Source organism: Acinetobacter sp. RW6 (assembly GCF_041956835.1).
Taxonomy (GTDB): Bacteria; Pseudomonadota; Gammaproteobacteria; order Pseudomonadales; family Moraxellaceae; genus Acinetobacter; species Acinetobacter calcoaceticus.
Window position 1 is genome coordinate 1,093,299 of record NZ_CP167121.1, and the last position, 17,587, is coordinate 1,110,885.

Annotated in this window: 19 protein-coding genes and 1 other RNA gene; 13 read left to right on the forward strand and 7 right to left on the reverse strand. The window is 36.2% G+C overall.

The genetic code is table 11. The features are described from left to right. Positions 1-69: 69 nt before the first annotated feature. The 5 genes from bamA to lpxA are packed head-to-tail and all read left to right on the forward strand — an operon-like array spanning position 70 to position 5,491. Positions 70-2,598 carry an outer membrane protein assembly factor BamA gene (bamA, locus tag ACB088_RS05100; protein WP_375038777.1) on the forward strand — a complete coding sequence of 843 codons (2,529 nt, stop codon included), beginning with the start codon at positions 70-72 and terminating at the stop codon, positions 2,596-2,598. Between the two features lie 40 nt (positions 2,599-2,638). Next, positions 2,639-3,139, forward strand: a complete 501-nt coding sequence (locus tag ACB088_RS05105) for an OmpH family outer membrane protein (RefSeq protein WP_003652178.1) — start codon at positions 2,639-2,641, stop codon at positions 3,137-3,139. A 4-nt stretch (positions 3,140-3,143) separates the two neighbouring features. Further along, on the forward strand, positions 3,144-4,214 hold the full coding sequence (gene lpxD, locus ACB088_RS05110) for a UDP-3-O-(3-hydroxymyristoyl)glucosamine N-acyltransferase (RefSeq protein ID WP_375038197.1): 1,071 nt from the start codon (positions 3,144-3,146) through the stop codon (positions 4,212-4,214). Positions 4,215-4,220: 6 nt separating this feature from the next. Further along, the gene (gene fabZ, locus ACB088_RS05115) at positions 4,221-4,706 is read left to right on the forward strand and encodes a 3-hydroxyacyl-ACP dehydratase FabZ (RefSeq protein ID WP_003652176.1); all 486 of its coding nucleotides are present in this window, start codon (positions 4,221-4,223) and stop codon (positions 4,704-4,706) included. Further along, positions 4,703-5,491 carry an acyl-ACP--UDP-N-acetylglucosamine O-acyltransferase gene (gene lpxA, locus ACB088_RS05120; protein ID WP_003652175.1) on the forward strand — a complete coding sequence of 263 codons (789 nt, stop codon included), beginning with the start codon at positions 4,703-4,705 and terminating at the stop codon, positions 5,489-5,491. Before fabZ ends, lpxA begins: the two co-directional genes overlap by 4 nt. 57 nt (positions 5,492-5,548) lie before the next feature. Here the strand turns inward: lpxA and ACB088_RS05125 are convergent, their stop codons facing one another. Beyond that, complete coding sequence (locus ACB088_RS05125; RefSeq protein WP_375038198.1) at positions 5,549-6,412, reverse strand: YbgF trimerization domain-containing protein; 864 nt, start codon at positions 6,410-6,412, stop codon at positions 5,549-5,551. Between the two features lie 313 nt (positions 6,413-6,725). Here ACB088_RS05125 and ffs point away from each other — a divergent pair. Next, positions 6,726-6,822: signal recognition particle sRNA small type (gene ffs / locus ACB088_RS05130), an RNA gene on the forward strand. Positions 6,823-6,837: 15 nt separating this feature from the next. Here the strand turns inward: ffs and ACB088_RS05135 are convergent. From ACB088_RS05135 to ACB088_RS05150, 4 genes are all read right to left on the reverse strand, one after another. Beyond that, a complete protein-coding gene (locus ACB088_RS05135) occupies positions 6,838-7,320 on the reverse strand; it encodes a regulatory protein RecX (RefSeq protein ID WP_375038199.1) in 483 nt (160 codons plus the stop codon). Between the two features lie 56 nt (positions 7,321-7,376). After that, positions 7,377-8,423: a recombinase RecA gene (recA, locus tag ACB088_RS05140; protein WP_005040004.1), complete on the reverse strand. Its 1,047-nt coding sequence runs from the start codon at positions 8,421-8,423 to the stop codon at positions 7,377-7,379. Positions 8,424-8,568: 145 nt separating this feature from the next. Continuing rightward, the gene (locus tag ACB088_RS05145) at positions 8,569-8,997 is read right to left on the reverse strand and encodes an RNA-binding S4 domain-containing protein (protein ID WP_375038200.1); all 429 of its coding nucleotides are present in this window, start codon (positions 8,995-8,997) and stop codon (positions 8,569-8,571) included. After that, a complete protein-coding gene (locus tag ACB088_RS05150; protein WP_199989659.1) occupies positions 8,981-9,667 on the reverse strand; it encodes an HAD-IA family hydrolase in 687 nt (228 codons plus the stop codon). The genes ACB088_RS05145 and ACB088_RS05150 overlap by 17 nt, the downstream gene beginning before the upstream one ends. Positions 9,668-10,131: 464 nt before the next feature. Here ACB088_RS05150 and ACB088_RS05155 point away from each other — a divergent pair, with 464 nt between their 5' ends. Next, a complete protein-coding gene (locus ACB088_RS05155) occupies positions 10,132-10,446 on the forward strand; it encodes a hypothetical protein (protein WP_199989658.1) in 315 nt (104 codons plus the stop codon). On the opposite strand, the gene ACB088_RS05160 is transcribed toward ACB088_RS05155, so the two are convergent. Both ACB088_RS05160 and gigD read right to left on the reverse strand, forming a co-directional pair. Continuing rightward, positions 10,443-10,976, reverse strand: a complete 534-nt coding sequence (locus ACB088_RS05160; protein ID WP_375038201.1) for a GNAT family N-acetyltransferase — start codon at positions 10,974-10,976, stop codon at positions 10,443-10,445. The two genes, ACB088_RS05155 and ACB088_RS05160, sit on opposite strands and share 4 nt — an antisense overlap. A gap of 41 nt (positions 10,977-11,017) precedes the next feature. Beyond that, the gene (gene gigD, locus ACB088_RS05165) at positions 11,018-11,467 is read right to left on the reverse strand and encodes an Lrp/AsnC family transcriptional regulator GigD (protein WP_017392227.1); all 450 of its coding nucleotides are present in this window, start codon (positions 11,465-11,467) and stop codon (positions 11,018-11,020) included. 146 nt (positions 11,468-11,613) lie between these two features. Between gigD and kynU the strand changes: the two genes are divergently transcribed. The 6 genes from kynU (at position 11,614) to ACB088_RS05195 (ending at position 17,577) form a co-directional block, all read left to right on the forward strand. Beyond that, a complete protein-coding gene (gene kynU / locus ACB088_RS05170) occupies positions 11,614-12,864 on the forward strand; it encodes a kynureninase (RefSeq protein WP_199989656.1) in 1,251 nt (416 codons plus the stop codon). Positions 12,865-12,903: 39 nt separating this feature from the next. After that, positions 12,904-14,310 carry an amino acid permease gene (locus ACB088_RS05175; protein WP_375038202.1) on the forward strand — a complete coding sequence of 469 codons (1,407 nt, stop codon included), beginning with the start codon at positions 12,904-12,906 and terminating at the stop codon, positions 14,308-14,310. 7 nt (positions 14,311-14,317) lie between these two features. Then, the gene (locus ACB088_RS05180) at positions 14,318-15,064 is read left to right on the forward strand and encodes an alpha/beta hydrolase (protein WP_375038203.1); all 747 of its coding nucleotides are present in this window, start codon (positions 14,318-14,320) and stop codon (positions 15,062-15,064) included. Between the two features lie 530 nt (positions 15,065-15,594). After that, complete coding sequence (locus tag ACB088_RS05185; RefSeq protein WP_375038204.1) at positions 15,595-15,873, forward strand: DUF6527 family protein; 279 nt, start codon at positions 15,595-15,597, stop codon at positions 15,871-15,873. A 161-nt stretch (positions 15,874-16,034) separates the two neighbouring features. Then, on the forward strand, positions 16,035-16,148 hold the full coding sequence (locus tag ACB088_RS05190) for a hypothetical protein (protein WP_228134927.1): 114 nt from the start codon (positions 16,035-16,037) through the stop codon (positions 16,146-16,148). Positions 16,149-16,398: 250 nt separating this feature from the next. Continuing rightward, complete coding sequence (locus ACB088_RS05195; protein WP_375038205.1) at positions 16,399-17,577, forward strand: S8 family peptidase; 1,179 nt, start codon at positions 16,399-16,401, stop codon at positions 17,575-17,577. Positions 17,578-17,587: the final 10 nt, after the last annotated feature.

Sequence of the window (17,587 nt, forward strand, 5' to 3'; positions counted from 1 at the left end):
TATAACTTACTGGAAAAAACTGGCATGCGGCACACACATTTTTTAATGCCTTTGGCACTTGTTAGCGCTATGGCGGCGGTACAACAAGCATATGCAGCTGATGATTTCGTTGTTCGAGATATTCGTGTAGATGGGTTGGTCCGTCTTACTCCTGCAAATGTTTATACCATGTTGCCAATCAACAGTGGCGATCGCGTTAATGAACCGATGATCGCAGAAGCAATCCGAGCATTGTATGCCACTGGGCTTTTTGACGATATTAAAGCATCAAGAGACAATGATACTTTAGTTTTTAATGTCGTAGAGCGCCCAATTATTTCAAAACTTGAATTTAAGGGTAACAAACTTATTCCTAAAGAGGCATTGGAACAAGGCCTCAAAAAAATGGGAATTGCTGAAGGCGAAGTTTTCAAGAAATCAGCTTTACAAACAATTGAAACTGAATTAGAGCAGCAATATACCCAGCAAGGTCGTTACGATGCTGATGTAACCGTTGATACGATCGCTCGTCCAAATAACCGTGTTGAACTTAAATTAAATTTTAATGAAGGTACAGCCGCTAAAGTTTTTAATATCAATATTATTGGTAATACTGTTTTTAAAGACAGCGAAATTAAACAAGCCTTTGCAGTTAAAGAAAGTGGTTGGGCTTCTGTTGTAACGCGTAATGACCGTTATGCTAGAGAGAAAATGGCAGCGAGCCTTGAAGCTTTGCGTGCGATGTATCTCAATAAAGGTTATATCAATTTCCATATCAATAACTCACAGCTTAATATTAGTGAAGATAAAAAGAACATCTTTATTGAAGTTGCTGTAGATGAGGGCAGCCAATTTAAATTTGGACAAACCAAGTTTTTAGGAGATGCACTTTATAAACCTGAAGAGTTACAAGCTTTAAAAATCTATAAAGATGGCGATACTTATTCACAAGAAAAAGTGAATGCTGTTAAGCAATTATTATTGCGTAAATACGGTAATGCTGGTTATTACTTTGCAGATGTGAATATTGTTCCGCAAATTAATAATGACACAGGTGTTGTTGACTTAAATTACTATGTAAACCCAGGTCAGCAAGTTACTGTACGTCGTATTAACTTTACAGGTAACAGTAAAACTGCCGATGAAGTATTACGTCGTGAAATGCGTCAAATGGAAGGTGCTTTAGCCAGCAATGAAAAAATTGATCTGTCTAAAGTTCGTTTAGAGCGTACGGGATTCTTTAAGACGGTTGATGTTAAACCAGCGCGTATTCCAAACTCACCAGATCAGGTGGATTTAAACGTAAATGTTGAAGAACAACATTCGGGAACTACAACATTAGCTGTGGGTTACTCACAAAGTGGTGGTATCACATTCCAAGCAGGTCTGAGTCAAACTAACTTTATGGGAACGGGTAACCGTGTTGCGATCGATTTATCTCGTTCAGAAACTCAAGATTACTACAACTTAAGCGTTACTGATCCTTACTTTACAATTGATGGGGTAAGCCGCGGTTATAACGTTTACTATCGTAAAACAAAACTAAATGATGACTATAATGTTAACAACTACGTTACCGATAGTTTTGGTGGTAGTTTAAGTTTTGGTTATCCGATTGATGAAAACCAAAGTTTAAGTGCCTCGGTTGGTATTGATAATACCAAGGTAACTACTGGTGCGTTTGTATCAACTTATGTACGTGATTACCTGTTAAAAAATGGTGGAAAGGCAACTGGTAAAGGAGAGTTCTGTTCAGGAACTTATAAATCTCAAGCTGATATTGATAAAGCAAATGGGGTCACACCTCCAACTACTAAGCCAGAAGGTTATGATCTTGCAACTAAATGTGTAGATTCTAATAATGATGCGTTAGGTCTTACTAGTTATGACAATGCTTTTGAAGGTGAGTTCTTTACCTATAACTTGAATTTAGGTTGGTCATACAATACATTAAACCGCCCAATTTTCCCGACATCAGGAATGTCACATCGTGTAGGTTTGGAAATCGGTTTGCCGGGTAGTGATGTTGAATACCAAAAAGCAACTTATGATGCTCAGGCATTCTTCCCTATCGGTACTACAGGTTTTGTACTACGCGGCTATGGTAAGCTCGGTTATGGTAATGATTTACCATTCTATAAAAACTTCTATGCTGGTGGTTATGGCTCGGTTCGTGGTTATGATAACAGTACCTTGGGTCCAAAATATTCGAGTGTAAATTTACAAGAAGAGCAAAAAGATGACACTTCTCCAGAGGAAGTGGGTGGTAACGCTCTTGTACAATTTGGTACAGAGTTAGCTTTACCATTACCTTTTAAAGGAGATTGGACTCGCCAAGTGAGACCAGTTATTTTTGCTGAAGGCGGCCAGGTATTTGATACTAAGTGTGACGTTGGTTCTTATTCTATGCTTATGAATGGGCAGAAAATTGCAGACGCTAAAAAATACTGTGAAGATAACTATGGTCTCGACTTAGGTAATATGCGTTATAGCGTAGGTGTTGGCTTTACATGGATCACCATGATCGGACCATTATCTCTTAGCTATGCATTCCCTCTAAATGATAAGCCTGGTGATGAAACCAAAGAGATCCAGTTTGAAATCGGTCGTACTTTCTAAGTACGACTTGACTAAATATGAAATAAGGACACAAATTTAAATGAAAAAATTAAATATATTAATGTTAGGGCTAGGTCTGACAGTTTCTGCTATGACTAACGCTGCTGGTTATGGTGTTATTGATCTTGCTAAAGTTGTTGAAAACAGTGCTTATTTGAAACAACAAAACGCAAGTTTAAATCAGTCAGTTAAACCTACAACAACTCGTCTTGAGCAGTTGGGTAAAGAATTGGAAGGCCTTCAGCGTCAAGCCCAAACTCAAGGGCAAAAAATGAAAGAAGATGATATTAAAAAGCTTCAAGCGCAATATCAAACAAAACTCAATGAATTTAATTCTACTCAACAAGGTTTGCAGTCTAAAGTTCAAACTAGTTTGCAAGGAATGAACTCAACTTTTGAGACTCGCGTGAAGCAAGCAGCTGAACAATTACGAAAAGAAAATAATCTTGACTTCATTTTGAATAAAAATTCAACCGTTGCCTATGACGCTAAATATGATTTAACTGATAAAATGATACAAAAGGTTAATTCAATGAAATAAATTAATGAAAGTGCAACATTATCGTTTAGATGAACTAGCTCACCTAGTAAATGGCGAGCTAGTAGGTACGGGTAGTCTTCAATTTATAAACTTAGCAAGTTTAGAAAATGCTGAAACTCATCAAATTGCTTTCGTGAATGGCGAAAAGTATATTGACCAAGCAAAGGCTAGCCGTGCGGGTGCGTACATTGTTACAAGCCTTATTAAAGAACAGCTTCCTGACAAACAAAATTTTATTATTGTTGATAATCCTTACTTAGCTTTTGCCATACTTACTCATGTTTTTGAGAAAAAAATCACATCGGTAGGTATAGAAAGTACAGCTCAAATTCACCCTTCTGCGATCATTTCCGAAACAGCATATATTGGTCATTACGTCGTCATTGGCGAAAATTGTGTGGTAGGCGATAATACGATTATTCAGTCTCATACTCGACTGGATGATAATGTGGAAATTGGAAAAGATTGTTTTATTGATGCTCATGTCACCATTACTGGTGGTTCTAAGTTATCTGATCGTGTGCGAGTTCACGCAAGTACTGTAATTGGTAGTGAAGGCTTTGGCTTTGCGCCATATCAAGGAAAGTGGCATCGCATTGCTCAATTGGGCTCAGTTATTATTGGTAATGATGTTCGTATTGGTTCAAATTGTAGTATTGATCGAGGTGCACTTGACAACACAATTTTGGAAGATGGGGTAATTATTGATAACCTTGTGCAAATCGCGCATAACGTTCATATTGGTTCAAATACAGCTATCGCTGCTAAATGCGGAATTGCTGGTAGTGTTAAAATTGGCAAAAACTGTATTCTAGCAGGGGCTTGTGGTGTATCAGGGCACCTTTCTATTACCGATAATGTGACTCTGACAGGAATGTCAATGGTCACAAAAAATATTTCTGAAGCTGGCACTTACTCTTCAGGAATTGGATTATTTGAAAATAGCCATTGGAAAAAGACAATTGTACGCTTGCGACAATTAGCAGATGTGCCATTGACCCAAATCACTAAACGACTTGATCATATACAAGCTCAAATAGAGTCTCTTGAATCAACCTTTAATTTGCGTAAATAGAATATTATGACCGAGTCAACTACACCTAAATTTGCCATCCCTGAATTACCAATGCAGATTCAAACGATTCGTCAATATTTGCCGCATCGTTACCCATTCTTATTGGTTGATCGTGTGACTGAAGTTACTGACAATAGTATTGTTGGTTATAAAAATGTTTCTATCAATGAAGAGTTCCTACAAGGACATTTCCCAGAATATCCAATTATGCCTGGTGTTCTAATTGTAGAAGCATTAGCTCAAGTTTCAGGTGTTCTAGGGTTTATCATGAACAATGAAACGCCAAAACCTGGTTCTTTATTCCTCTTTGCTGGTGCGGAAAGGGTTAGATTTAAAAAACAAGTAGTTGCCGGTGACCAACTTGTATTAAAATCTGAATTAGTAATGCAAAAACGCGGTATCTACAAATATAACTGTACGGCTACCGTTGACGGTATTGTAGCAACAACCGCTGAAATTATGATTTCACACCAAAAAACAGAGCAGGCATGAGCAATCACGACTTAATTCATTCTACGGCCATTATTGATCCATCTGCAGTGATTGCTCCAGATGTCCAAATAGGACCTTATTGCGTTATCGGTCCAAATGTGACGATTGGTGCGGGTACTAAGCTACATTCACATGTAGTAGTGGGTGGTTTTACCAAAATTGGTCAAAATAATGAGATTTTCCAGTTCGCAAGTGTTGGTGAAGTTTGCCAAGACTTGAAATATCAAGGTGAAGAAACTTGGTTAGAGATTGGTGATCATAATTTAATTCGTGAGCATTGCAGTTTACATAGAGGAACTGTGCAAGATAATGCTTTAACTAAAATAGGAAGTCATAACCTATTAATGGTTAACACACATATTGCACATGATTGTATTGTTGGTGATCATAATATTTTCGCGAATAATGTCGGTGTTGCCGGACACGTACATATAGGCGATCACATCATTATTGGTGGTAATTCTGGCATTCATCAATTCTGTAAAATCGATTCTTACAGTATGGTGGGTGGAGCATCACTAATTTTAAAGGATGTACCAGCTTACGTTATGGCTTCTGGTAACCCAGCCCATGCATTTGGTATTAATATCGAAGGAATGCGTAGAAAGGGTTGGTCTAAAAATACAATTCAAGGTCTCAGAGAGGCTTATAAGTTAATTTTTAAATCAGGGCTTACCTCTGTTCAAGCTGTTGAGCAGATTAAAAATGATATTCTTCCGAATGTTCCTGAAGCTCAATTATTAATTGACTCTGTTGAACAGTCAGAACGCGGTATTGTACGCTAAGAAAAGATATTAAAAAAAGACACTGCAATATGCAGTGTCTTTTTTTTCTTAAAACTATTATTTATTAAAAAATTTGGCTTCTTCAGATTTTGGATACTGACTTAAGATTTTAGTTTTATATTGGTTTGCTGAAGCTGTATTTTTATCGACATCTTTAGAAATGCTATAGAGTTGATAAAGAGCACGAGGAGCTTTACTAGAATTTGGATATCGAGTTGCTACTACATTGTAGTTCTTTTTTGCCTCATTGTAGTTTACCGGATCAGTTGCCAAATTAAACTCAGCTAACCAAAAGTAGGCATTTCCCGTATAAACACTATTTGGGTGATTTTTAATAAAGTTTTGCATTGGAGCGATGGCTTTTTTTGCACCACCTTGCTTATAGGCATCTAAAGCTACAGTGTAAGCAGCCTTTTCAAGCTCTACTGGGTTTGATTGATTTTGTGCTGGTGGTTGAGACGCTTCTGGTTGTGGTGGTGGAGTGGTAGAAGGGTTGCTTGTTGGAGTGGCATTTACTACTTTATTCTCTACTGTGGAGGTTTCTGTGCTTGCCGTAGCTGGAGTATCACTGTTGGTAGGATTATCTGATGGCGCACTTTCCGGATCAACTTTCTGATTAAGTAGCTCTAAACGTTGATCTAGGTCAGTATAACGATTAGATAAATCTTTTTTCAATTGTTCAATATCGTTTGATTGCTCTTCTAATTGCCCACGTAAGGCACGCACATCATTCTCTAATTGTTGGTTTTTTTGCATTAATTCCCAGTTTAGATTACTAGGTACCGAAACATTATTAGAAGAAGTATTACTTGGACTACCACCGCTTTGGCTTAAACCGCGAGACTCAATTGGAATGTTGGCATAGAGAGAGGTAGTGCTCATTAAGGCAATAAATAATAAAGAATGCTTCATCAATCGCATGAGTATAGGTCCATAATTTTATGTAAAAGCCAACTTGGGAAAGGAATATATAAACTATTCTCTTAACTATCTAAGGTTTTAATTGGTTAATGCAATTAAAACAGCTAACAATATAAATGCAAGAATAGTTTACAATCTTCAAGCATATTTTATCCAAAATAAGATACAAAAAAGAATAAGGGAGAGGGAAGTATAAAAAGTTATGTATTTTTGCTGATGAATTAATCAATCGAAACATAAACTTGCTTAAAACTAGGAAGAAGGCTTGCAACTCTTTTAAAAATCTCTATACTTTGTCTGGCAATGGTAGCCCTGCTGGTGGCTTCGCAATTGTACTCTGTGAACCCCGCCAGGACCGGAAGGTAGCAACGGTAGCAGATCTATGATGTGCCGAAGTTTTGCTAGTGGGGCTGCCACCATTTCTATTAGTCCACTCTCCGTTGGACTGCTTTAATAATTACATCTAAATCAAATCCTCTATATTGTAAAAATCTAATTTGTTTTGCTTTAAGCTTTGGATCTTTTTCTACTTCTTCACCAAATTTTTTCACTTTGAGCTCATATGCTTGCTCTACCCAATCAATATCATGAATTTCATCTGCAATTAAATCATTTTCAAGTTGTTTAGTTTTTAAAGCTTGTTGAATGCGTTTTGGTCCTCTACCTTTACGAATTTGGCTAGCAAGCATTTGTTCAGCAACACGTTGATCACTTTGATAATTTTGTTCAGAAAGCTCTTCAACGAGTTGCTTAACCTCTTCTGGGTTCTGAGCATAACGAGTCAATTTTTCAGAAAGCTCTGCTTTGGAATAATCCCGACGAGTTAGTAAAGCAAATGCATACGAGCGTAAACGCTGGCCAGTAAGCGGAGCTCGTTGTTGAGGCTGTTCTTCTGTTCTTTTGAACATATTAGGATTCCCTTGTAAAAAAACGCCCCGAAGGGCGTTTTAAGGCTTATGAATAATTAAGATTCTAATAAAAGATCAGCTTCTTCTTCATCTTCAACTTGAGCAGTATTAGTACCTGTTGTTAACAGTTGTTCACGGATATTACGTTCAATCTCTCCAGCCATTTGAGGGTTCTCTTCAAAGTGGCGAATAACATTGTTCTTACCTTGACCAATTTTATTACCTTGATATGAATACCAAGCACCTGCTTTTTGTACGATATCTTGCTGTACAGCTAAATCTACAAGTTCGCCTAGCTGGTTTGTGCCTTTACCATAGAGAATTTGGAAAAGAGCCTCTCTGAAAGGAGGAGCCATTTTGTTTTTAACAACTTTAACTCGAGTTTCAGAGCCGACGATTTCATCGCCTTCTTTTACTTGACCAATACGGCGGATATCTAAACGTACAGAAGCGTAGAACTTCAACGCGTTACCACCAGTTGTGGTTTCAGGGCTACCAAACATTACCCCAATCTTCATACGAATCTGGTTAATGAAAATAACCATACAGTTTGAGCGTTTAGCATTACCAGTAATTTTACGAAGTGCCTGACTCATTAAGCGAGCTTGTAAGCCCATATGAGAGTCACCCATCTCACCTTCAATTTCTGCTTTAGGGGTAAGTGCAGCGACTGAGTCGACAACAATCATATCAATTGCGCCAGAACGAACTAGCATATCCGCAATTTCGAGAGCTTGTTCACCGTTATCAGGCTGTGATACAAGCAGGTTATCAATGTCCACACCGAGTTTACGTGCATATTGTGGATCTAATGCATGCTCTGCATCGATAAATGCACAAGTACCGCCAGCTTTTTGACATTGTGCAATCGCTTGTAGAGTCATTGTGGTTTTACCAGAAGATTCTGGACCATAAATCTCAACAATACGGCCTTTTGGTAAACCGCCAATCCCCAATGCAATATCTAAAGTCAAAGAGCCTGTAGATACAGCTTCAACAGCTTGAACAGTGTTGTCACCGAGACGCATCACCGTATTTTTGCCAAATTGTTTCTCAATTTGACTTAGCGCGGCTTGTAATGCTTTGCTTTTATTCTCATCCATCTCAAAAACCTCAATACTCTATGTTCATCACGTTTAACCCAAGTGGATGCATTGAATCTCAACTTGTTTCACTAGGTTAATAGTGACAGATTTTTTCTATAGCTTCTATGTATTGTATGTGTGTGTGCGACACAACTCGACGTTTTTATTCATCATCGTATGACCAATTTTGATCATTCTCCTGTTTAAACCGAATAATTTGTCGACGATCCTTTTTACCCGGTCTATGGTCAGGTCGAGCTAGATTATGCAATTTTCGTTGGGATGCAATCAACTCCCGTTTAGCAATACTCACTTCGGTTTCTTCATAAAGTTGCTGTGCAACTGGCGCTGGGCCACGTGTATTGGAAAGCGCTTTTATCACAATAGTTTTTTTATCAAACCCTTGCTGAATAATAAGCTCCATTCCCACTCGAATTTCTTTGGAAACTTTTACACGTTCATTATTGTGATGTACTTTACCTCCTTCGATTGCTGCTTTAGCAATTGAACGAGTTTTAAAAAAACGAGCAACCCATAGCCATTTGTCAACACGCATGGTCTCTACAGCATCGTCTTCACGCAATTTTGACATCGTTATCCTTTCTATCAATTTGATTCAATATAGACAGCAACTCTGTAAGTCGATCTAGTGCTTTATATTCTAGTTCCTGATGCTGTCTTATACCCTTTAGACTTGAGGGCTGTGAGATAGTAAACAAGTGTTTAATACCAAATTTTTCTGCTGTTTTTAACACGGGAGTCGTATCGTCAATAAAAATCGTTTCATTTGGATTGAAGGGGTGTAATCGGTTGAGTTCTTTCCAAAAATTAATATCTTCTTTTGCATAACCAACTTGTTCGCTTGATATGATTACGTCAAAAAAATATTCGATTGCAATATTATCGAGTTTTAAGCGTAAGCTAGGGCGGTCAGCATTAGTCACTAGCCAACAGGTGTATCCTAGTTCTTTAAGTTGCTGTAGAAGCTCAAGACAGCCTGAGCGAGCTTGGATTTTAGATTGAAATTCTTGTTGTAATTTGAGTACATCAACGCCTACTGTTTTAGTCCAATAGGTTGATGAATACCAAACAAGAGTGTGCCGATGTGATTGATAAAACTGATATAGCTTTTTTTTGCTCTCGGCGAGGGGCGTTTGATGTATTTTCGCATGTCGTTCAGGAAGACATTCATTCCAAATGAAGTCATCGAAGGCAAGATCTAATAGTGTTCCATCCATATCAAACATTACAATCTTAGACATGCGTCAAAAATCTCCAAAGGTATTCAAAGCACAATTTTTCAAATGATTTTGTCATATAACCTTTAAAAAATAATAATTTATGAGTGTTTTGTGGCATTCAAAGAAATTCAAAGCTCAACAAAGTAATTCATGCAACAAACAAAAAATTGTACAAAAGTTTGTACATAATATTATAGCTGGCATGAACAGTAGTTAGTCTAGAATTGTACCGCGTAATTTTGCATAAAAAAAAGAGTAATGAAATGGTTTTGAGGAGAAAAGATTTTTCTTTTAGTTAAAGTAAAAAGGAATGGATTGGATTTTATAAATTAGATATTTAAATCGTGCTGTACGTTTATGTGAACCATATTAATGATCGTTATTTTTGCTTACATACGATACTTTTTGATAAACAATATATAAATTGAAGAATACTCAATTAGCGCTATATTGAAAATTATCCTAATAAGAATTTAGAGAAGGCAATGAAAATTGGATTTATTGGAGGAGCCAATGATGGCATAGTTATTAATGCTGCTGATGGCCTCGATACTTATAAATTGGAATGGCACTATAAAGCTGAGAAACACTGTGAAACTCAAATAAATGAAGGTGAGTGGCAGCCTAATTTAGGACTTAATGGTCCTGAATATGATTACTATAATTTATTAATCTTAAGAAAAAATAAAGAGGCTAAACTCTTCTATGTGCTCACCAGTATGGAGAAAGAAGAAATAGCAAATAAAATCAATGAATATTGGGAGTTTTCAACCTCTGTTGGTTATGATTTTGATGACTAGGTATTTCTTTCACAAGATATTTCATAAAGAACATGTGGTCTTAATTGGTGATGGAGAGGGACTTTCGGGTGATCGAAGTTTTTAACTCTCTGCATTCTAAGCCTTTCCACTACAGCTTGAGATGGTTTATTAAGAGTAGCTGTGAACGAAACGATTTTATCTAAATTGAGTACATTAAAAGCATAGTCTAAAACTGCTTTTGCTCCTTCGGTAGCATAACCTTGTTTCCAGAATTCTTTTGCAAGTCTCCAACCAATTTCGACACATGGCGAAAAATCAAATTGTTCAGGTTGGTTGTGTAAACCAATAAATCCGATAAATTGATGGCTTTCTTTTAACTCTACTGCCCAAAAGCCCCAACCATTTTCATCAATGAGACGTGAAATTTTCTGGATTAAGTTAAGACTTTCTTGAGGTGTTAGAAGGCTTGGGAAAAATTGCATGACGTCTTGATCTAGGCCCATTTTGATAAAAGGTTCAAAGTCACTTTCTTTCCATTGTCTTAGGATTAGACGTTCAGTTTCAATCATAGAATAACTCTTTAATAAACGATAACTTTTTCATAAGAAGGTTAAAGCGGTTTCTGCACAATCTTCTGTAAAATGATTTTGGAATTAATACTGACGACACCTTTAATTTTGTTTAAGGTATTAATGACAAAATGGGAAAACGAATTTAAATCTTTAGTCGCAACGTGTAAAACATAATTAGATTCGCCTGTAATAATATAAGCATTAATGACTTCATCAAAATTTTTGATCTGACTTAAAAAAAAGTTGTGATCGTTTTCAGTTAATTGTGCAAGTTTAATTTCAACAATTGCCTCAATTTTTATGCCTAATTTTTCATAATTGACTTTTGCCTGATATTTTTCAATTACTCCATTTGCCTCTAAAATTTTAACGCGTCGATGACAAGCCGATGCTGAAAGATTAACGAGATCGGCAAGTTCTTGGTTACTTAACCGCGCGTTATCTTGCAAATGCTTTAAGATTTTTAGATCGATTGCATCCACATTCATTTTAGAATTTCATCCGTATTTTTTAATTATATTTAGAATTCTATACGAAAATTAAAGATTTTAATCAAATATTATCGAATAAATCGCAAGAATTGCCATGATAAAATTCAAAAACAAAGGAAATGTTGAAATAGGTGAAATAACAAATGATTACTCATGAACAGTGTCTCTATTGGGATCAGGAAGATGAACTCAAAAAATTTAAAGAGGAATTTGCGCTTCCAAAAGAAGTGATTTATTTAGATGGTAATTCTTTAGGTGCGAGACCGAAGAAATCATTAGATGTCGCTCAGCATATTATTTCCCAAGAATGGGGAGAGGACTTAATTAATAGCTGGAACAAAGCAGATTGGTGGGGTTTACCTACTCGACTTGGCGATAAAGTAGCTAAACTTGTTGGTGCAGAGCAGAGTGAAGTTGTTATTTCTGACTCTACGACTCTGAACTTATTTAAAGTTTTATCAGCTGCGGTAAAAATTCAAGCCGAAAAATTTCCAGAACGTAAAATTATTGTGGCAGAAAAAGATGCTTTCCCAACAGATATTTATATTATTGAGGGTTTCATTGATTTAATTCACCAAGGTTATCAAGTTGAATTGATTGATGGCGTAGATGATTTATCACGTGTATTAGAAAAACATGTAGCAGTAGTTGTACTTTCTCATGTGAATTATCGAACTGGATATTTCTATGATATGGCATCTATTAATCAACAAATTCACTCTAAAGATGCTTTGATTATTTGGGATTTATGTCACTCAGTTGGTGCAGTTCCTATGGATCTAAACCAGAGTAATAGTGATTTTGCGATTGGATGTACTTATAAATATTTAAATGGTGGCCCAGGTTCTCCAGCTTTGTTATGGGTAAATCGAAAGCATCGTGACCAGTTTTGGCAACCTTTATCTGGTTGGTGGAGTCACAAGAAGCCATTCGATATGGCACAGCATTATGAGCCAGCCAATAGTATCCGTCGTTACCTATGTGGAACTCAGCCCATCATTTCTATGAGTTTGATTGAATGTGGTGTCGATATTTTCTTGCAAGTGGATATACAAAAAATACGCGAGAAATCTCTTAAATTGACCGATTTATTTATTCAACTCGTCCATCAGGAATGTGGTCAGTTTGGTTTTGAACTCATTACACCTTTAAATCATCAATATCGTGGTAGCCATGTGAGTTATCGCCATGAATATGGCTATGAAATTATTCAGGCACTCATTGCCAGAGGCGTAATCGGCGATTACCGAGAGCCAGAAGTATTACGTTTTGGAATTACTCCCCTATACCTAGGTTTTGAAGATGTTTGGAATGCTGTACAGCATCTTAAGCAGATTATGCTGAATAACGAATGGAAAAATGATCGTTATCTGGTTAGAGGCGAAGTGACCTGATATTCAGGAATCAAAATCAGCAAAAGGCTAGGAGGGCCTATGAGTAGCTTTGATGAAATACAAAATAGAGAAGCGGGCTTACATAAGAAATTATCCGCAAAGCAAATGGGAATGATTGCAATTGGTGGAGCGATTGGTACAGGACTGTTTATGGGAAGCAAGTTTGCAATCAGCTTTGCTGGTCCAGCAGTCATTGTAAGCTATGCTATTGGTGGTTTAATTGCATTTGCTATCATGGCTTGTTTAGCTGAAATGACAGTTCAGCATCCCACTTCAGGTTCCTTTGGAGCCTATGCAGAACATTATATTAGTCCACTTGCCGGGTTTTTAGTCCGTTATTGTTATTGGGCATGCATTGTATTAGCCGTGGGGACAGAAATCACAGCAGTTGCTGACTATATGAAATTATGGTTTCCACATGTGGGTTCTTGGATCTGGATTGCTTTTTTCTCAATGACCTTGCTGGTGGTAAATGCATACAGTGTTAAGGCTTTTGGATTGGTTGAATATTGGTTTTCGACCATTAAAGTTTTTGCCATTATTGTATTTATTCTTTTGTCTGTTGGCATCTTGACTCAAAGTCATGAAGGAACTGGGCAAGTCATTTCCAATTTAACTGAGCATGGTGGCTTTTTTCCCCACGGCTTTAGTGGAGTCTGGATTGGAGTCATTATTTCAATATTTAGCTATTTAAGTATCGAAATGATTGCTGTTGCGGCAGGCGAGGCTAAAGATCCAGAACAAGCTGTTAAAACAGCCTTTAAAAGTACGGCTATTCGGTTAATCCTGTTTTACTTATTGTCTTTATTTTTAATTGTAGCACTTGTTCCTTGGACGGATTTAATTGGTTCTGAGGCGACTAGTCCTTTTGTAATGGTAATGAAGATTGTAGGTATTCCATATGCAGACAGTATTTTAAATTTCATTGTAATTGTCGCAGCTCTATCGGCGATGAACAGTATGCTCTATATCTCAACACGTATGTTGTTTAGCTTGTCACGGGCTGGTGATGCACCAAAACTCTTTGGGCGCATTAGTAGCAATGGGGTGCCCGTTAACGCGTTACTCTTGTCTGCTGTTGGTATTGGCATTGCGAGCATTGTTTATACGATTAATCCTGCTTCGGCTTTCCCGATAATGATTGCGCTATCCATGTTTGGAGCATTGTTTACGTGGGGCAGCATCTTTGTTACCCACATGTTTTTTAGAAGAAATATGGCACAACAATGCTTGCAGTTAAAGTTTAAAGTTCCTGCTAGTCGGTTAATTTCTTTGTTGGGATTAATTGCAATTTTAAGTATCACGGTTACGACTTGGTTTACTAACGAATTTAAGTCAACTTTACAATTTGGTGTTCCTCTAATTATCGTTCTTACATTTTTCTACTATTTAAAACGCTCATCAGCCAAGCTCTCTTTAAGTGCTCATGAAGAATCATTAAAGTGAGAAAAGCATGAGACCATATGATAATGCGACTACTGTGGCTAATGAGGATGAGATACTGACTGACTTTCAGCTAAGAAGCTTGGTGAGCTATCAAAAATATAGACATATCCGAGATATTCAATATGGTGTTCATCCTAGATCAACGTTGGATTTATTTCCTGTAGAACAGGCGAATAAAACCATTATTTTTATCCATGGTGGATATTGGCAGTGGTGTGAGAAATCAGATTTTGCATTTGTCGTACTATATGTTTTAGCGCAAGGTGTCCAATGTATTTTGTTGGAATATGATTTAGCACCACAGAGTAAAATTGTAGATATTGTGGCGCAAGTTCATCAAGCTCTCGATTTCATTGCAGAGCAAGAGTGGATAACTGATGAGGTTGTGTTGGTTGGCCACTCAGCTGGAGCACATCTTGGCGCATTAGTTGTAAGCCATCCGCTCATATCTGAGATGGTCTTATTAAGTGGAATTTATGATTTAGAGCCAATACAAAAGACTCATTTAAATCATGCACTGAATTTGACAAAAGAAGATATTTTGAAATATAGCCCAATTCATCATAAAGAGCGGATTGATATCCCGTGCAAAATTTTATGTGGAGAACTTGAACTCGAAGAATTGAAATGGCAAAGCCAAAACTATTTTGAAAGTAAAAAAGATCAAGAACAGGGGTTAGTATCTTTTACACTTATTCCTCACATTAATCATTATACGATTTTAGAGTATTATTTTAGGCATATATTAAGTTAAGTATTTTAAAAATAATATATGCAATATTGTTTTATAAAATTCTTAACCTAAGCCGATCATAAGATAAATGTGAGATAAATCACAACTTACCCTGATTTTTACAGAAAGTGCGAGTTGTTCTTGACCTGAATATAGAACTTAATTAGATTAAAAAGATAGTGCTTTCTCACTAAGCGACAAAATGTTTAGCTGTTGTTTAGATGAGTTTTTAAGTCCGTAGCTTCCCAAGATACGGACTTTTTTATTTTTTAATTAAAAGTAAAATATAATGGTTATTTATTATAATTTTAGAACTTATTTAGAATCTATGGTTTTTAAATGTGTGCTTATAAAATCATTTCATAATAAAATTTATGTAAAACATAATTAAAAAAATCTTCATCAATCTGTAATATCTCTTGGTTAAAGTAAAAGCAGAAAAACAAAAAAGAGAAAACTATAACGAATAATTAAATAATAGGTAGTGTTCTTACGTGGATAGATTTAGTCGGCTCATATGGGTTGGCTTTTTTATTTAAAAAGGAGCCTTTATGAAAGTACAATATTTTGAAGGTGGGATGTATGTACATATGTGTCCGGCTTGTGGGCATTTCCACTATATTCCGGTAGAGTACCCCTTTTCTAATGGGAATCAGTGGTTCTTTAACGGTAGCCTTGAAAAACCAACATTTAATCCGAGCATAAGTATCATTGGGCGTTGTCATTATTTTATAGAAGAAGGTTTTATTGAATATTCTCTTAATTGTAAACATCATTTAGCGGGACAAAAATTGGAATTGCCTGAACTAAAAAACAAGAATAATTTATAATTGGATAATATATTTATTTTATTATTTGTTTTTTGAAGTAATATTTTTTTACGTATTTGATACTGAACCTTTATAGTTAAAAAAATTGTAAATCTCTTCTGATTGCTACTTTATTTAAATTCTGAAATAATTTTTATAAATAGTTGTTTTATTATGTGTTTATGGATATCTGGAAATTTTTGCGAAGTTTTAATACAGTTGGTACCTATCTTGCAATTTCTACTTTTATATTATTGGTAATGATTATATATTTTTATATTGTAGATCCTTCTTGAAATTTTATAGGTAAGAATAATAATTAATCTTTAAACGCAAACCTATAATTCTCTAATTTTTAGAATTAGTTCACATTTTTGATTGAAAAAAGATACTAGCGTTGTATAAAACAAAGTTTTATGAAAATATGATTTAGTTTTGATACATGGGAGTTCAAGCAAAATTTCTTTCCAAAAAAAATAATTCTTAAATATAACGACAGTACAGATCATAACAATGATGTATGAATAAAAGATATGGAGATTTTTCATGAAGTTTTGCCAAGTATCGGCTGCTTTCTTTACAATGGCCGCCATCAATCTAGTCCATGCAGCACCAAACACAACCAGTTCTTTACTAGATTCTTCTCAAGCAAAGGGAATTATTAAAAACCAATACATTGTTATTCTTAATAAAGATGCTGGACCATCTATAGATTTTGCGCAAAATATTGCTAAGCAACATGGTGCTAAGGTCTTACAGTCATATGACACTGTACTTAAGGGTTTCGCAATTTATTTACCCGATACAGCGGCTACTGCTTTTGTCGAAGCAATGAAAAAAAATCCGAAAGTACTTTCTATAGAAAACGATACAGTCATGAAAATTGATGCCACTACTCAGAGTAATCCGGATTGGGGACTAGATCGTATTGACCAAAAAGCTTTACCTTTAAATTCTGCTTATTCATATTTACAGACGGGTTCTGGTACGACAGCTTATATTGTTGATACAGGTATATTGTCTAGCCATCAACAATTTTCAGGGCGGGTATTAAGTGGGTATACTGCAATATCGGATGGGAATGGTACAACTGATTGTAATGGGCATGGTACACATGTCGCAGGAACGGTTGGTGGAAGTACTTATGGTGTGGCTAAGAATGTAAATTTGGTTCCAATTCGGATTTTAGGATGTGATGGCTCTGGTGCATCTAGTAATGTGATTGCTGGTTTAGATTGGATATTAAAAAATGGTAAAAAACCAGCAGTTGTGAATATGTCATTAGGTGGGGATGCGAGTACCTCTTTAGATAGTGCAGTTGAAAATTTATTTAATAATGGCTATGTCATGGTGGTGGCTGCTGGAAACTCAAATACTGATGCTTGCAGTGCCTCACCAGCAAGAGTAAGTAAAGCACTTACAGTTGCTGCTACAGATAGTACTGATACGCGTGCAAGTTATTCTAATTATGGAAGCTGTGTTGATATCTTTGCACCGGGAAGCCAAATTAATTCTTCTTGGATAGGCAGTAATACGGCTACTAAAGTTTTAAATGGAACATCGATGGCTACGCCACATGTTGCAGGTGTCGTTGCTGAAATGCTGCAAAGCACCCCCACTGCGACACCACAAACCATCTCTACTAATCTTTTAAATCAAGCAAGTAGTAATGTGGTAAAAAATCCATCTGGTAGTCCAAATCGTTTGTTGTATAAATCTCCTTAATAAAAAATTT

Excerpts from the sequence above, each read along its gene's own strand:
- bamA (WP_375038777.1), top strand. The coding sequence starts at position 70 with ATGGCGGCGGTACAACAAGCATATGCAGCTGATGATTTCGTTGTTCGA.
- ACB088_RS05105 (WP_003652178.1), top strand. The coding sequence starts at position 2,639 with ATGAAAAAATTAAATATATTAATGTTAGGGCTAGGTCTGACAGTTTCT.
- lpxD (WP_375038197.1), top strand. The coding sequence starts at position 3,144 with ATGAAAGTGCAACATTATCGTTTAGATGAACTAGCTCACCTAGTAAAT.
- fabZ (WP_003652176.1), top strand. The coding sequence starts at position 4,221 with ATGACCGAGTCAACTACACCTAAATTTGCCATCCCTGAATTACCAATG.
- lpxA (WP_003652175.1), top strand. The coding sequence starts at position 4,703 with ATGAGCAATCACGACTTAATTCATTCTACGGCCATTATTGATCCATCT.
- ACB088_RS05125 (WP_375038198.1), bottom strand. The coding sequence starts at position 6,412 with ATGCGATTGATGAAGCATTCTTTATTATTTATTGCCTTAATGAGCACT.
- ACB088_RS05135 (WP_375038199.1), bottom strand. The coding sequence starts at position 7,320 with ATGTTCAAAAGAACAGAAGAACAGCCTCAACAACGAGCTCCGCTTACT.
- recA (WP_005040004.1), bottom strand. The coding sequence starts at position 8,423 with ATGGATGAGAATAAAAGCAAAGCATTACAAGCCGCGCTAAGTCAAATT.
- ACB088_RS05145 (WP_375038200.1), bottom strand. The coding sequence starts at position 8,997 with ATGTCAAAATTGCGTGAAGACGATGCTGTAGAGACCATGCGTGTTGAC.
- ACB088_RS05150 (WP_199989659.1), bottom strand. The coding sequence starts at position 9,667 with ATGTCTAAGATTGTAATGTTTGATATGGATGGAACACTATTAGATCTT.
- ACB088_RS05155 (WP_199989658.1), top strand. The coding sequence starts at position 10,132 with ATGAAAATTGGATTTATTGGAGGAGCCAATGATGGCATAGTTATTAAT.
- ACB088_RS05160 (WP_375038201.1), bottom strand. The coding sequence starts at position 10,976 with ATGATTGAAACTGAACGTCTAATCCTAAGACAATGGAAAGAAAGTGAC.
- gigD (WP_017392227.1), bottom strand. The coding sequence starts at position 11,467 with ATGAATGTGGATGCAATCGATCTAAAAATCTTAAAGCATTTGCAAGAT.
- kynU (WP_199989656.1), top strand. The coding sequence starts at position 11,614 with ATGATTACTCATGAACAGTGTCTCTATTGGGATCAGGAAGATGAACTC.
- ACB088_RS05175 (WP_375038202.1), top strand. The coding sequence starts at position 12,904 with ATGAGTAGCTTTGATGAAATACAAAATAGAGAAGCGGGCTTACATAAG.
- ACB088_RS05180 (WP_375038203.1), top strand. The coding sequence starts at position 14,318 with ATGAGACCATATGATAATGCGACTACTGTGGCTAATGAGGATGAGATA.
- ACB088_RS05185 (WP_375038204.1), top strand. The coding sequence starts at position 15,595 with ATGAAAGTACAATATTTTGAAGGTGGGATGTATGTACATATGTGTCCG.
- ACB088_RS05190 (WP_228134927.1), top strand. The coding sequence starts at position 16,035 with ATGGATATCTGGAAATTTTTGCGAAGTTTTAATACAGTTGGTACCTAT.
- ACB088_RS05195 (WP_375038205.1), top strand. The coding sequence starts at position 16,399 with ATGAAGTTTTGCCAAGTATCGGCTGCTTTCTTTACAATGGCCGCCATC.